General features: G+C 72.3%; 8 protein-coding genes. 7 read left to right on the forward strand and 1 reads right to left on the reverse strand.

Features of this window, described 5'->3' with window-relative positions; genetic code table 11:
• The first annotated feature begins 114 nt into the window (after positions 1-114).
• The 7 genes from FXF50_RS01520 to FXF50_RS01550 all read left to right on the forward strand — a co-directional run bounded on the left by FXF50_RS01520 (position 115) and on the right by FXF50_RS01550 (position 14,248).
• Positions 115-3,867, forward strand: a complete 3,753-nt coding sequence (locus FXF50_RS01520) for a DUF499 domain-containing protein (RefSeq protein ID WP_148425376.1) — start codon at positions 115-117, stop codon at positions 3,865-3,867.
• Entirely contained in the window at positions 3,864-6,599 is a 2,736-nt protein-coding gene (pglZ, locus tag FXF50_RS01525; protein WP_148425377.1) for a BREX-2 system phosphatase PglZ, read from the forward strand. Before FXF50_RS01520 ends, pglZ begins: the two co-directional genes overlap by 4 nt.
• Complete coding sequence (gene brxD, locus FXF50_RS01530; RefSeq protein WP_148425378.1) at positions 6,596-7,909, forward strand: BREX system ATP-binding protein BrxD; 1,314 nt, start codon at positions 6,596-6,598, stop codon at positions 7,907-7,909. Before pglZ ends, brxD begins: the two co-directional genes overlap by 4 nt.
• Positions 7,910-10,027, forward strand: a complete 2,118-nt coding sequence (locus FXF50_RS01535; protein ID WP_148425379.1) for a DEAD/DEAH box helicase — start codon at positions 7,910-7,912, stop codon at positions 10,025-10,027. It abuts the gene before it with no gap.
• Positions 10,028-10,182: 155 nt separating this feature from the next.
• Complete coding sequence (locus FXF50_RS01540) at positions 10,183-13,113, forward strand: M36 family metallopeptidase (RefSeq protein WP_148425380.1); 2,931 nt, start codon at positions 10,183-10,185, stop codon at positions 13,111-13,113.
• Positions 13,114-13,383: 270 nt separating this feature from the next.
• Complete coding sequence (locus FXF50_RS01545) at positions 13,384-13,755, forward strand: ribonuclease domain-containing protein (protein WP_370464071.1); 372 nt, start codon at positions 13,384-13,386, stop codon at positions 13,753-13,755.
• Positions 13,756-13,816: 61 nt separating this feature from the next.
• A complete protein-coding gene (locus tag FXF50_RS01550; RefSeq protein WP_148425382.1) occupies positions 13,817-14,248 on the forward strand; it encodes a barstar family protein in 432 nt (143 codons plus the stop codon).
• Positions 14,249-14,302: 54 nt separating this feature from the next.
• On the opposite strand, the gene FXF50_RS01555 is transcribed toward FXF50_RS01550, so the two are convergent.
• Positions 14,303-15,073 carry an HD domain-containing protein gene (locus FXF50_RS01555; protein WP_148425383.1) on the reverse strand — a complete coding sequence of 257 codons (771 nt, stop codon included), beginning with the start codon at positions 15,071-15,073 and terminating at the stop codon, positions 14,303-14,305.

Here is a 15,073-nt window from a genome sequence, read left to right on the forward strand (position 1 = left end):
TACGTTGACTGGGCACAATATCCGGTTACGCCGGATCCGCCAACAGACCCATCCTGTCTTCCACGCTGCGATCCTGCCCCAACCGGTGTCGGGCTGATCGGTACGGTATGCAGCATGTCTTCGCCCAGCCCTGCGCCGCTGCTCCGGGAGTTCATCGACATCCCGGAGCGCACGAGCGTGAGCGACTTCGTGCTCAAGCTCTCCGACAGTGTCGCCGACGCCGACGCCACCCTCCGCGACTACGTCGTCACGGATCGGTTGCTGGCGAACTTCGACGAGGCGCTCGGGCTGATCCGCTCCGCGGTCGAGGCGCACGCCTCCAAGGCCGCGTACCTGCACGGCTCCTTCGGTTCCGGTAAGTCGCACTTCATGGCGGTGCTGCACGCGCTGCTGCGCGGCGAGCCGGCCGCCCGCGGCCGGGACGAGCTGGCGCCACTGGTGGCCAAGCACAGCGTCTGGCTGGACGGGCGGAAGTTCCTGCTCATCCCGTACCACCTGCTCGACGCCCGCTCCCTGGAGCAGCGGGTGCTCGGCGGCTACGTCGACCGGGTGCGGGCACTGCACCCGGAGGCGCCGATCCCGGCGGTCCACCGCACCGACGCGCTGCTGGAGCAGGCCGCCTCCCTGCGGGAGAAGATCGGCGACGCCCAGTTCATCGCCGGCCTGCCCGGCGGGGACGCCGAGGACGAGTGGGGCGAGACCGAGACTTGGGCGCCCGAGCGCTTGGACCAGGCGTTTGCTGGCGCCTACTCCGACGAGCTGCGCCGCACGCTCGTCAACGACCTGCTGACCAGCTGGAACGTCGGCTTCTTCAGCAACGCCCGCGAGGATGCCGAGGCCTTCATCTCGCTCGACCGGGGCCTCACCGAGATCAGCCGGCACGCCAAGGAACTCGGCTACCACGGCCTGATCCTCTTCCTCGACGAGCTGATCCTCTGGCTGGCCAACTCCATCGGTGACCAGCAGTTCGTCTCGCGCGAGATCCAGAAGATCACCAACTTCGTCGAGGGCGGCGACACCCGCCGGCCGATCCCCGTGATCAGCTTCATCGCCCGCCAGCGGGACCTGCGGGAACTGGTCGGCGAGGAGGTCGTCGGCGCGAACGAGCTGAGCTACCAGGACACCCTCAACCTGGCCAGCGGCCGGTTCGACGTGATCAAGCTGGAGGACCGGAACCTCCCCGAGATCGCCCGCCGGCGCCTGCTCAAGCCCGTCACGGCCGAGGCCGGCCAGGCGATCTCGTGCGCCTTCGAAAGCACCACCAAGGTACGCCGGGAGGTCTTCGACACCCTGCTCGGCAGCGACTCCGGCAGCGGTGCCGACATCGACGCGTTCCGGTCTACGTACCCGTTCAGCCCGGCCTTCATCTCGACCCTGGTGCACGTCTCCAGCGCCCTGCAGCGGTCCCGCACCGCGCTCAAGCTCATGCGGCAGCTCCTGGTCGACCGGCGGGAGACCCTGCGGCTGGGCCAGCTCGTTCCGCTCGGCGACCTCTACGACGTGATCAGCAGCGGCGGCGACCAGCCCTTCACCGAGAAGCTCAAGGCCGAGTTCGAGATGGCCCAGAAGCTGTACGACCTGAAGCTGCGTCCCCACCTGCTGGGCCAGCACGGGCTCGCCGAGGAAGACCTCGACGCCGCCCGCCGAGGAGACCAGCTCAGCCCGGAGGTAGCCGGTCGCATCCGCGCCTTCACCGGCGACGACCGGCTGATCAAGACGCTGCTGCTGGCCGCCCTCGCCCCCAGTGTCCCGGCCCTGCGGAACCTCACCGGCCGGCGTCTCTCCGCGCTCAACCACGGCAGCATCACGAGCCCGATTCCGGGCGGCGAGGTTGCCCAGGTCAACCGGAAGCTCGCCGACTGGGCGGGTCAGTTCCCCGAGATCCGTATCGGGGAAGGTGACGATCCGGTGGTGTCGCTGGAGCTGGTCGGCGTCGACGTCGACAGCGTGCTCGCCACCGCCAAGCACTACGACAACGAGGGCGCGCGCAAGCACATCGTCCAGCGGCTGCTCTGGAAGCAGCTCGGCGTGCCGTGGAGCGACTCGTTCTTCGCCGAGGCCGGGCTGACCTGGCGGGGCAGCCGGCGCGTCATCGAGCTGGTCTACGGCAACGTCCGCGACCCCAACGACATCCGCGACGAGGCGTTCCATCCGAACGACCCGTCCGGCTGGCGAATGATCGTCGACTACCCGTTCGACGACGGCAGCCACGGGCCGGCCGACGACCGGCAGCGGGTGCAGGACCTGCTCAGCAGGAGCAACGCCCGTACCGTCTGCTGGATCCCGGCCGCGCTGACCGTCGAGCGCCGCAACGAGCTGGGCAAGCTGGTCATCATCGACAAGCTGCTCGAAGGGCAGCGCTTCGACAGCCACGCCGAACACCTCAACCCCGACGACCGGCGGCGCGCCCACGCCGCGCTCACCAACCAGCGCAGCGCGCTGCTGGCCAAGATGCAGGGCGTGCTGCGCCAGGCGTACGGGCTGGCCGCCAAGCAGCCGACCGACGTGCAGCTCGGCTTCGACGACCACCTCCACTCGCTGACCCGGGCGCTCGAGCCGAAGCTCCCGATGGGCGCGACGTTCGACGACGCGCTGCGCAGCATCGGCGACCAGATGCTCACCCAGCAGTATCCGGCCCACCCGGACTTCGACCCCGACCGCAAGGGCGAGCCGGTGCGGCTCCCCGAGGTCAAGACCGTCTTCGGGTACGTCCAGCGGGCGGTCGAGTCGCCGGAGGGGCGGGTCGAGGTGGAACGGGCGCACCGGCAGACCATGCGCCGGATCGCCAATCCTCTGAAGCTCGGCACGATGCACGAGGCGGCGTTCGTCATCGAGGGGGAGTGGGTCCAGCACTTCCAGCACAAGGCCGCGAGCGAGGGCATCGCCGGCGAGCTGCGGGTAGCGGACCTGCTGCGCTGGATCGATGAGCCGAAGCCGCGCGGGCTGGACCCCATCGTCGCGCAACTCGTGGTAGCGACCTTCGCCGAGCAGACCGACCGGGCGTTCTACCTGCACGGCAGCCAGGTGATGCCGGCACCGGACCTGGGCAAGCTCACCGCCGACCACACCCTGCGCGAGGAGAGCCTGCCCAGCGAGGATGACTGGGATGAGGCACGGGCGCGTGCTGCCGCGATCTTCGGCTTCCAGCCGCTCGCACTGCGGCGGGGCAGACTGGTCGCGCTCTTCGGTCGGGATCTGGCTACCGCGGCGTCCCGGCACAGGGAGGCCGCGCACACGCTGGCGAACCGGCTCGAGCAGCACTCGAACCGGCTGGGGCTCGACCGGGAGTCTGGCCGCTTCGCCACGGCTCGTGCTGCCGCCGATCTGCTTGAGGCCCTGGGGACCGGGCGGTCGGCGAAGGAAGCTGTCGAACGGCTCGCGCGGGCGGAGTTGGCTGGTCCGGCGGATCGGACCGGCAAGAGCATCAGCAGCGCCGCCCAGGTGGCAGCCGCGCTCGCCGCCGCCCCCTGGGACACCTTCGAGATCGTCGCCGGCCTGCCGCAGCCTTACGCGGCTGAGGCCGAGGCGATCCTCGCAGAGCTTCGTCGGGTTGCTCAGGCGGACGAACTGACCGCACCACTGACCCCGGCGCTGCGCCGCGCGCAGATGGACGCCACCGCGCTGCTCAAGCGCGCCACCAGCAAACCCCAGACTGTCTACCCGCCCGAGATCATCGACGACCGGCCCGAGATCCGCTCCAGGTCCGACGAGGACTTCCGGCACGTATCGAAGGGCGATGGCAACCTGCCGAGTGGTCGGATCTCGGTTCCGGCTGCCGAGATGGACCGGGCTATAGAGCAGTTGCGGGCGTTTGCCCGCGACCACGTCGGAGCCAATATCGAGGTGACCTGGAGAATCGTGCCGTGACTCAGGCACTCGCGCTCGCTCAGGCGCTGCGGATCAGCCCTGCGGCCCTGGCCCAGAAGGTGGCGCAGCAGCTCGACCGGCACCGCAACGGGGACCCGTACCCCGTCATGGTGGTCCGCGCGGAGCCGGCCTGGCCGCACGAACCGGTGCTGCCACTGCCCGGCGGCCGCCAGGCCCGCGTCGTGCCTTGTGTCTCGCCGCTCGCCCTCTGGGAGCACCTCGTCGCCGAACGTGGCGACGAGGTGCTGGTGGTGCTCACCGACATCCCCGGGACCGGCCTCGGCTCCGGGGTGCGCAGCCGCATCTTCCGGCAGCAGGTGATCACCGTCGAGCCCTGGGACCTGGTCGTCGACGCGTTCGGTGCTCAGGTGCCGGACACGGCTCTGGAGAGCGAGCGGTGGGCCGGCCCTGCCCTGCTCGACGCGATGCCGCCGGGCGGATGGCCCAGGCTCACCACCAAGGTGCTGACCCGGGACATCGCCCTCCGGCACCTGGCCGCCGTGCGGCTCGGCCTGGACCGGCGGGGGAACGACCCCGATGACCTCGACGTGGCGACCCTGCTGCGGTGGAGCGTCGAGCCTGGGGCGGTGGAGGCGTTCGGCCTGCTCCGGCAGGAGGAGCGCGACGGTCTGGGGCGCTGGCTGGTCGAGCAGTTCGGCCGTCCCGCCCGGGCGCTCTTCGCCCTGGTTGCTGCCGGCCGGGGCGCGGACGCGCTGCCGCTGGGTCTGGTCTGCGATGCGCTCTGGACCACCGACACGCCCGACGCTGTGCGGGCCCAGGGACGCGTCGACCAGTACTTCGGCAACCTCGACGACGATGGCGCGGTACGTGGGCTCGCCGACGCGGCCGTGCAGGTGGTCGGCGCGATGCTGGCCGACCGCGATGCGGACGTCCGACGGCAGGGGCATGCCGTCCTGGACCGGGCCGAGCAGCTGCTCATCCTGTTCAACGCCGCCGGCAGCGCCGCTCACAGCCCCATCCTGCGTACGGGCTTCACCCAGCGCGTTGGCGACGCCGCGCGGGCGCTCCTCGCCGGCCTGACGGACCCGGCCGACCCGACCCTGGACATCGCGGTCGACAGTCTGGCCGGGCACCGGTTGGCCGAGGCGGAGGCGGAGCGGCTCCGGCGGGTCCGGATGGCCCAGCGGCTCGTCCGGTGGCTGGGGACCACGGTCGAGCCGCCTGCCAGCGTCGCCGACGGGGTGCAGCGGCAGATCGCCGAGTGGGGCTGGGTCGACCTGGCGCTCAACCACGTCTGGGCCGGCGAGGACGTCCACCCCGAGCTGCGGCGCGCCTTCCGTGCGGTCCATGAGCGGGCGCAGCAGCGGCGTCGGGACCTCGACGGTGCCTTCGCGAATCGGCTCGCGGCCTGGGCCACGGCCGGGCCGGGCAACGACGGTGATCTCCTGACGGTCGAGAACCTGCTTCCCCGGGTCATCGATCCGCTGGTCCGCGCGGACCGGCCGGTCTTGCTGGTCGTGCTCGACGGGATGAGCGCGGCAGTCGGGGTCGAACTGGCCGACGAGTTGTCCCAGCACTGGGTCGAGTACGACCCGGTGGCTAGCGGGGGCGCCGGCCACCGCCGGGGGATCGTGGCTGCTCTGCCGACCCTGACGGCCGTGTCGCGGACCTCGCTGTTCGCGGGTGCCCTGCGCCTCGGCACCCAGGCCACCGAGCGGCAGATGTTCGACAAGGGGCGGTGGGGCGACGACGCACGGATCTTCCACAAGGGCCCGGCTCGGGGCGGTGCCGGCGAGGTGCTCGCCGGTGACCTCAGCGAGGCGCTTGCCAGCGCGGCGCGCCTGGTCGCCGTGGTGATCAACACGGTGGATGACGCGCTGGCCCGCGGCCGGGAGGGCGACGAGGCCGGCTGGCAGCTCGGCGACCTCGGCTTCCTGCGGAGCCTGCTGGACCTCGCCCGATCCTCCGGCCGGGCCGTCGTCATCAGCAGCGACCACGGCCACGTGCTCGAACGTGGCGGCGAGTACGTCAAGGCCGCCGACGCCGCTTCGACCCGGCACCGCACCGGCCCCGGGCCTGCCGGCCCCGGCGAGGTGGAACTGAGCGGTCCGCGGGTGGTGGCCGAGGGGAACCGGATCATCGCGCTCTGGGACCCGCTCCGGCGCTACCGTCCCACCAAGGCCGGCTATCACGGCGGGGCCTCGTTGGCCGAAGTGACCATCCCACTGCTGGCCTACCTGCTGCCCAACGTCGCCGACGTTCCTCAGGGCTGGGCCCCGGTCGAGGGACGCCGACCCGAGTGGTGGCAGGCGAGCACACCTGTCGCCAAGTCGGCGCCTGCTCCGGTCCCCGCCGTGAAACCCCGTCGCAAGGCGCCGGTGGTCGCGGGAGAGGCGGCGTTGTTCGACATGCCGGAAGTGGCGCCGGCTTCCGCGGCGCCGGTGGCCGACGGCGGCGATCTCGTGACTGCTCTGCTCGAGACAGAACTCTTCAAGGCGCAGCACAGCCTGACCCCCCGTAAGGTCGACCGCGTAAAGATCGCGGCAGCGATGCGGGCACTCGTTGAGGCGAAGGGTGTGCTGTCCGCCGCCGTGCTCGCGCAGCAGGCCGGGGAGTTGCCGGCCCGAGCGGTCGGCTTCGTCAACACCCTGCAGCGCATCTTCAACGTCGACAACTACCCCGTGCTGTCGGTGATCGACGACGGACGCACCGTCCGGCTCGACGTCGCGCTCCTGCGGACCCAGTTCGGTTTGCCGGAAGGGGTGGCGTGAGCGGCGTCAGTCCGGCCCGGCGGCGCGAGGTCATCGACGCGTTGCGGCGGGGAGCGGTCCCCTCGGCGGGCCTGGACCTCTTCGCCGTCGGGCTGGACCGGTTCGCCGGCGCGGTAGGTGAGGAGCTGGAGACGGTCACCGCGGGCGGCTCGGTGTTCAAGGCGATCCGCGGCGAGTACGGATCCGGCAAGACGTTCTTCACGCGCTGGATCGCCGAGCGGGCCAAGCGGGCCAACCTCGCCACCGCCGAGGTGCAGATCTCCGAGAACGAGACGCCGCTGCACAAGCTGGAGACCGTCTACCGACGGCTGACCGAGCGCCTGACCACCGCCACGTTCCCGCCGAGCGCGCTGCGGCCGGTCGTCGACGGCTGGTTCTACGCCCTCGAAGAGGACGTCCTCGCGGCCGGGGAGGTGTCACCCGAGGACGCGGAGGCGCTGGACCGTGCGGTGGGGGTGCTGCTCGACCAGCGGTTGGCCGAGGTCAGCCGTAGCGCACCCGCCTTCGCCGCCGCGCTGCGTGGTTACCGCGCCGCGAGCCTCGGAGGTGATCCGGCCACGGCCGACGCCGTGCTGGCCTGGCTCGGTGGTCAGCCGCACGTCGCCGCGTCGGCTCGTCGGGTCGCCGGCGTACGGGGGGACCTCGACCACTTCGCGGCGCTCAGCTTCCTGCAAGGGTTGCTCGCCGTGCTGCGTGACAGCGGCCACCCCGGTCTGCTGCTGGTCCTCGACGAGGTGGAGACGCTGCAGCGGGTGCGCTCCGACGCTCGGGACAAGGCGCTCAACGCGCTGCGGCAGCTCATCGACGAAGTGCACTCCGGCCGCTTCCCTGGGCTCTACCTCGTCATCACCGGCACCCCGGCCTTCTACGAGGGGCCCCAGGGTGTGCAGCGGCTCGCCCCGCTCGCGCAGCGGCTCGCGGTGGACTTCAGCACGGATCCGCGCTTCGACAATCCGCGGGCCGTGCAGATCCGGCTGTCCGGGTTCACCGTCGACTCGCTGGTCGAGCTGGGTGGCCGGGTGCGCGACCTGTACGCGGACGGGTCCGCCGCGCCGGAGCGGGTCAGTGCCCTGGTGGACGACGCGTACCTGGGGGAGTTGGCGCGGGCGGTCGCCGGAGGGCTGGGTGGCAAGGTCGGGGTGGCACCGCGGCTGTTCCTCAAGAAGCTGGTGGGGGACGTGCTCGACCGGGTCGACCAGTTCGCCGACTTCGACCCACGAAAGCACTACGCGCTGACCCTCTCCGCTGCTGAGATGACCGACGTGGAGCGCAACGCGACCAGCGCCGACGAGATCGCCCTGGACGTCTAGGTGTCCGCCGAACTGCTGCACCCGGTCGTCCTGCACCACGTGGTGAACTCGCTGCAGTGGCCGGGGCTGCGGCCCCTGCAGGAGGCGGCGGTGCGGCCGCTGCTCGACGGCGAGGACGCCCTCCTCCTCGCCCCCACCGCAGGCGGAAAGACGGAGGCGGCGATGTTCCCGCTGCTCTCTCGGATGGAGGGGGCGAACTGGTCGGGCACCTCGCTGCTCTACGTGTGCCCGCTCAAGGCCCTGCTGAACAACCTCCTGCCCCGGCTCGAGACGTACACCGGATGGTTGGGGCGGCGAGCGGCCCTCTGGCACGGTGACGTGACGACGGCGCGGCGGCGTCGGATCCTCCGGGAGCGACCGGACGTCCTGCTGACCACCCCCGAGTCCCTGGAGTCGATGCTGGTCAGCAGCACCGTCGACCACGACGAGTTCTTCCGCGGGCTTCGGGCCGTGGTGGTGGACGAAGTGCACGCCTTTGCCGGCGACGACCGGGGCTGGCACCTCCTGGCCGTACTGGAGCGGCTCAGCCGGGTCACCGGCCGGCCGGTCCAGCGAGTCGGACTCTCCGCGACCGTCGGCAATCCCGATGCACTGCTGACCTGGTTGCAGGGATCCGGCCGCGACCGGCGGCCGGCGCGCGTCGTCGCACCCGATGCCGCACCCGCCACCGCCGCGTCCAACGCTCGACCGGCAGGCGAGGTCGAGTTGGACTACGTCGGCTCGGTGCACAACGCCGCAAAGGTGATCGCCGCACTGCACCGAGGCGAGAAGCGGCTGGTGTTCTGCGAGTCCCGGGCACTGGTCGAGGAACTCGGCCAGCGGCTACGGGCGCTCGACGTCACCACGTTCCTGTCGCACGCCTCGCTCTCGGTCGACGAGCGGCGTCGCGCGGAGGAGGCGTTCGCGCAGGAACGAGACTGCGTCATCGTCGCCACCAGCACTCTCGAGCTGGGCATCGACGTCGGAGACCTCGACCGGGTGATCCAGGTGGACGCACCCCGCAGCGTCGCCGCCTTCCTGCAGCGGATCGGCCGGACCGGCCGTCGCCCCGGCAGCACCCGGAACTGCCTCTTCCTCGCGCTCGACGGCGACGGACTCCTGCAGGCGGCCGGGCTGCTCCACTTGTGGGCTCAGGGCTGGGTCGAGGAGGTCGTGCCGCCGCCCGAGCCACGGCACATCGTCGCCCAGCAGGTGCTCGCGCTCTCGCTGCAACAGCACCGGTTCGGAGATCAGCTCTGGCGGCACGAGTGGAACGACCTGCCACCCTTCGACAAGACCGCCGACGTCATCGTGCGTCACCTTCTCGACCGGGGCTACCTCGACTCGGACTCGGGCATGCTCTTCATCGGACCGGAGGCGGAAGTCCGCTTCGGCCGGCGGCACTTCATGGACATGCTGGCGGTATTCACCGCACCACCCCAGTTCACCGTGCTGTCGGGGCGTACCGAGATCGGTCGCACCGATCCGGCGCTGCTCACCGCGAAAGTGCAGGGGCCGCGGCTACTGCTGCTTGCGGGCCGGAGCTGGCGAGTCACCTACATCGACTGGAAGCGCCACCGGTGTTTCGTCGAGGCGGCGGAGGGCGGCGGCAAGGCGCTCTGGATGACGGGTGGAGTGCCGCAGGGACGCTCGTACCGGATGGTCCGCGCCATGCGGGACGTGCTGCTCGGGGCCGATCCGCCGGTCGCATTGACCGGCCGTGCCGTCAGCCGGCTGGCTGGTCTGCGCGAGGAGTTCGCCTCGCTGGTGCACCCCGGGGGCACGCTGGTGGTCCGGGACCGTGACGGCGAGGTGCGGTGGTGGACGTGGGCCGGCTTCCGCGCGAACGCCACGCTGATCTCCACGCTGAGTGAGCTGGCCGACCCGACCCAGCGGTACGACGACGCCTCAATCCGGCTGCGTCCCGACGTGGACCGGGAGACAGTGCGCGAGGCGATGGCGGACGCTGCCGGACGGGTCTGCCTGCCGGACGTCAACGACAAGGCCCTGGAGGGGCTCAAGTTCAGCACCGCCCTGCCGGAGCGCCTCGCGACTGCCACCCTCGCCGCCCGCCTCGCAGACGTGCCCGCCGCTCAGGCGGTGCTCGGCGAGCCGGTGCGGACGGCCTATCTGGCGTAGCCCTCACCCGAGGACGACACGCCCGGACGCGGGTGACGGCCAGCGACATTGCGCATTCCTCTATTGCCATTTGTGGATGTTCGGCCGGTGTCGGCTGTCCTGTTGAGCTGGTCGGATGGCGGGACGAACATCGCCGTTCGAGGACAGGAGGGACCGTGCGCACACCATCGCGTGCGACGACGGGGGCCACCGCGCTGCTACTCGCGGCCGGGCTGGTCCTGACCGCGGGAGCTGGCGGCCAGGCGGCACCCCGGGACGAGATTCCGACCCAGGCGCAGCCCGGCCACCTGCCGGGTGACAGCCACGACAGCAAGACGAAGGACAACCGGAAGGGGCGGACCGCGCCGACCGACCGCCAGCAGGACCGGGCCGCGGCGCTCGCCGCCCGGGTCCGCTGGACCGACTTCGGTACGCCCGCCGTGCTCACCGCCACCGGCCGTCCGCTGGCCACCGGGCTGCCCGCCGACCCGGCCGCCGCCGCGCGGGCGTACGTGGCCGCGAACCGGGACGTGCTGGGGCTGACCGCCGAGGGCGCCGCCGCCCTGGAGCAGCTGACCGTCGCGCCGATGGGGGACGGCGCGACCGTGCTGTTCCGGCAGCGCTTCGGTGGCCTGCCCGCCGCGGTCGACGGCATGCTGGCCGTCGGCGTCCGCGACGGGGTGGTCTGGCACGTCAGCTCGTCGCTGGCCCGCGACGGGGGGACGCCCGCCCCGGCCACGATCAGCGCCGACGAGGCACGGCGGGCCGCGGCGGCCGACGCCGGCCTGACCGACCCGACCGTCGTACGTACCTCGCTGGTCGCGGTGCCGACCGCGGACCGGGGGCCGCGTGCGGCGTACGAGGTGGTCCTCGGCGCGGACGTCACCGGTGCGGACCCGGCGGCCTTCGCCACCTACGTGGACGCCCGCGACGGCAGCGTGCTGGTCCGCGAGGACCTGGTCGACCACGACGTCGACAACCCGTCGTGGGAGGTCTTCCCGAACTCACCCTCGGTGGACAAGTCCTCCACCGACACCCGGGTGCGCTGGTGCGCGCAGCCGGCGGCAGGCTGCACCGAGGTGGTCGGCGTGCCCGGGCACCCCGCGTGGGACGTGGACCCGGCCACCGGGACGTCCACCACCACGACGAGGGGCAACAACGCGTTCGCCGTGCAGAACTGGTTCAGCAACGACCCGTTCAGCGTGGGCACCGAGACGGCCACGCCGCGCCCCGACCGCAACTACGCCTACCCCTGGACCAACCAGTGGTACGAGCAGAAGTGCAGCCCGGACACCTTCACCTCGCCGCAGGCCAACGACATCCACGCGGCCCGGGCGAACCTGTTCGCCATGCACAACCGGATGCACGACTGGTCCTACCACCTGGGCTTCACCGAGGCGACCTGGAACCTCCAGCGGGACAACCTCGGCCGCAGCGGGCTGGGCAACGACCCGGAGCAGGGCAACGCGCAGGCCGGCGGTGTCAGCGGCGGCCCGCCGAACTTCGCCGCCCGGGACAACGCCAACCAGATCACCCCGCCGGACGGCATCGCCCCGACCACCAACATGTACCTGTGGCAGCCGATCGCCGGCTCCTTCTACGCGCCCTGCGTGGACGGTGACTTCGACATGTCGGTCATCGCCCACGAGTACGGCCACGCGATCAGCAACCGCATGATCGCCGGCCCGAACGGCGGGGTGAGCTCGCCGCAGGGGATGAGCGAGAGCTGGTCGGACCAGCTCGCCATGGAATACCTCTACGAGCACGGGTACGCGGCGCCGGGCCGGAAGGGCTTCACCATCGGCGAGTACACCACCGGTGACCCGGACGCGGGCATCCGCAACTACAACATGAGCGACAGCCCGCTTAACTACAGCGCGATCGACTACGACTTCGTCGGCCTCCAGGTGCACGCCTCCGGTGAGGTGTGGTCTGCCACCAACGCCGACATCCGGGCCGCCATGATGACCCGGTACGGCGCGGGCGACGCCGCCCTGCAGAAGTCCTGCGCCGACGGGGCGACGCCGGTGACCGCCTGCCCGGGCAACCGGCGCTGGATCCAGCTGGTGTTCGACTCGTTCCTGCTGATGGCGGTCAGCCAGGTCAGCATGGTCGACGCCCGGGACGCGATGCTCGCCGCCGACCGGATCCGCTTCGGCGGGGCCAACCAGGACCTGCTCTGGAACGCGTTCGCCGCCCGGGGCCTCGGTGAGACCGCGGCCAGCGCCGGCAACGCCGACGTCAACCCGACGCCCGGCTTCACCTCCCCGCACGCGAACGAGGCGACCCTGACCTTCCGGCCGGTCGACGACGACGCGGTGGTGCCCGGGGCGCAGCTGTTCGTGGGCCGCTACCAGGCGCGGGCCGTGCCGGTCGCGGACACCGACGCGGCGACCCCGCTGACCGACGAGGTACGCCTCGTCCCCGGCACGTACGAGTTCGTGGTCCGGGCGCCGGGCTACGGGCACGTGCGGGTCGGCCCGGTGACCGTGAAGGCCGGCCAGGTGCGCGACCTGCCGGTCAAGCTGCGCCGCAACCTCGCCTCGACGGCCGCCGGCGCGACGGTCGGCGGGGACGGGATCAACCTGGCGCGGATCGCCGACGACGACGAGGCCACCAACTGGGCCTCGCTGGGCGCGCCGGTCGCCGGCCGGCAGGTCACCGTCGACCTTGCCGGGGGTACGCAGCAGGTCCGCCGGGTGCAGGTCAGCGCCATGCTGCGCCCGCCGGTGGCGGGCGACGCGGACGCCGGCACGCAGAACCGGTTCTCCGCGCTGCGTCAGTTCCGGGTCCTCGCCTGCACGGCGGGGGACGGGGTGAGCTGTGCCGACGCGGCGGACTACCGGGCCGTCTACACCAGCCCGGCGGACGCCTTCCCGTCGGTGGCGCCGCGGCCGCGGGCCCCGGAGCTGATCGTCCGGTCCTTCGACATCCCGCGGATCCAGGCGACCCACCTGCGGATAGAGGTCGTGACCAACCAGTGCACCGGCACGCCGGACTACGCCGGTGAGCAGGACGCCGACCCGCGGGCGGCCACCGACTGCGCCACCGCCAGCCCGCAGGCGCAGAACGTGCGGATCGCCGAGTTCCAGGCGTTCGCGCAGTAGGCGACGGGGTGCGGGCGGGTGCCGCCCGCCCGCACCCCTTGCCAGGCATCGGTCGATCATCGAGCGTTCACCCGGCATTCGGGGCGCGGTCGCCGCGCGGGTCTGTACGCCGGGAAGGATCACCGCCAGACTGGGCGCGACCGGACAACGACACCGGTCGATGCCGTCGCCCAGTTCGGGGAGGATCCCTTGACCACGCTCGCGACCCCGCTCCGCTCCACCGGCGCCCGCGTACGCCGGGCCCTCGGCGCCTGCGCCCTGCTCACCGCCATGGTCGCCGCCGCGCTCGTCGGCCCGCCCGCGGTCTCCACCCGGCTCGCCGAGCCGGCACAGGCCGCCGTCTACAGCTCCTGCACGATGACCCGCTGCGCCGACGCCCGCACCGCGCGCTCGGGCTGGTCCGCCAAGAGCTTCCCGACCAGCCGCGGCTGGTACTCCTGGAGCGGCGGCCTGTGCAACTTCGCCGGCGGCCGGTTCTACAACTACGAGGGGCAGCTCCCCACCAACGCCACCTACTACGAGTACGACGTCTACCCGCGCGCCTGCGGCGCCGCCCGGGACGCGTACCGGATCGTGGTCAACAAGAGCACCGGGGCGACCTGGTTCTCGCCCGACCACTACGCCAACTTCTACCGGCTCTGACAGGCGTCGGGGCGGGTCGGGCCGGCGCGCCCGACCCGCGCCGACCGGAAAGGATCGACCGATGGGCGCAGCCTCCCCGCACCCGCCGGCCTGGCTCGTCCTCGACGCCGGGCCGGAGCCCGAACCGGCCGGGGTGCCGGTGGCCGCGCCGGCCGCCCGGACCCGGGCCGGCCTGTACGAGGCGCTGGCCGCGGCCCTGCCCCTGCCCGCCTGGTTCGGGCGCAACTGGGACGCCCTCGCCGACGTGCTGGCCGACCGGCTCGACGCCGGCCCGCTGACCCTCGTCGTGCGGGACGCGGCGGACCTGCTCGCCGACGAGCCGCCCGCCCAGCTCGGCACCCTGCTCGACGTGCTCGGCGGGGTCGCCGCCGGCGGCCACCGCTCGCTGCGCGTGGTGCTGCGCGACCACCCCGACCGGCTGCCCGCGCTGCGGGCCCGGATCACCGCCGCACTGGGCGGCCGCGTCGGCGCCCCACCCCCGGACGCCGGCTGACCGGACCACCGCCTCGGCGCCCACCCGCGGACGCCGGCGGAACCGAGCCGCCGGTCAGTTCGGCTGGTCGAGGATCGCGCTGAACCGTTCCTCGGCCAGGTCGAGCTGGGCGAAGATGTGCCGCTTCACGGGCGCCGACAGCGGCGTGTCCGGCCGGGCGATGAGGTCGCGGAAGACGGGCACCAGCGGCCGGTACTTGGCCGCCGAGCGGGCCACCTTCGGCCCGACCGTGTGGATCACGCCCACCCCGTTGTCGGTGAAGTCCGACACCTTGATCACCCGCGCCCAGGGTTCGCGGTCGAGGCTGGCCGCCACGTGTTCCCGGTACTGGACGTGCCGGTCGCGCCCCGGGTCGTACGCCGGGTTGGTGACCGCGTCGACCAGCCGGGCGACCCGCGGACCGAACCGCCCGGCCAGCGCGGCCAGCGCCGCCGGCGTGGGATCGCCGGCGACGGCTCCAGGTCGCTGCGCGGCGTCAGACGCGCCGAGCTGGAGTTGTCGAAAGTCCGGGCCGGCCAGTTCGGCGGGGTGGTCCTCCACGGCGTCGTGCAGCAGGCCGGCCACGATCACGTCCACGTCCCGCACCTGGTAGTGGTGCATCATCCGGATCGCCACCCGGAGCAGGTGGTTGAGGTACGGCTCGCGCACCCGCCGGTCCTCCCGGTGCAGGTCGGCGGCGAGGTCGAGGGCGGCGATGAGCCGCTCCCGGGCGGGCTCGTCGAACGCCTCGACCTCCAGCCGGAAGCGGGCCAGCAGACCCGGCTCGCCGTGGATCTCGGTGATCGCGTGCATCGGCATGGTCGCCAGGTACGCCGGGAACTCCAT

The sequence above is a fragment of the Micromonospora sp. AP08 genome (assembly GCF_008085935.1).
In the GTDB taxonomy this organism is placed as follows: domain Bacteria; phylum Actinomycetota; class Actinomycetes; order Mycobacteriales; family Micromonosporaceae; genus Micromonospora; species Micromonospora chersina.

Excerpts from the sequence above, each read along its gene's own strand:
- FXF50_RS01520 (WP_148425376.1), top strand. The coding sequence starts at position 115 with ATGTCTTCGCCCAGCCCTGCGCCGCTGCTCCGGGAGTTCATCGACATC.
- FXF50_RS01545 (WP_370464071.1), top strand. The coding sequence starts at position 13,384 with ATGGTCGCCGCCGCGCTCGTCGGCCCGCCCGCGGTCTCCACCCGGCTC.
- FXF50_RS01550 (WP_148425382.1), top strand. The coding sequence starts at position 13,817 with ATGGGCGCAGCCTCCCCGCACCCGCCGGCCTGGCTCGTCCTCGACGCC.
- FXF50_RS01555 (WP_148425383.1), bottom strand. The coding sequence starts at position 15,073 with ATGGAGTTCCCGGCGTACCTGGCGACCATGCCGATGCACGCGATCACC.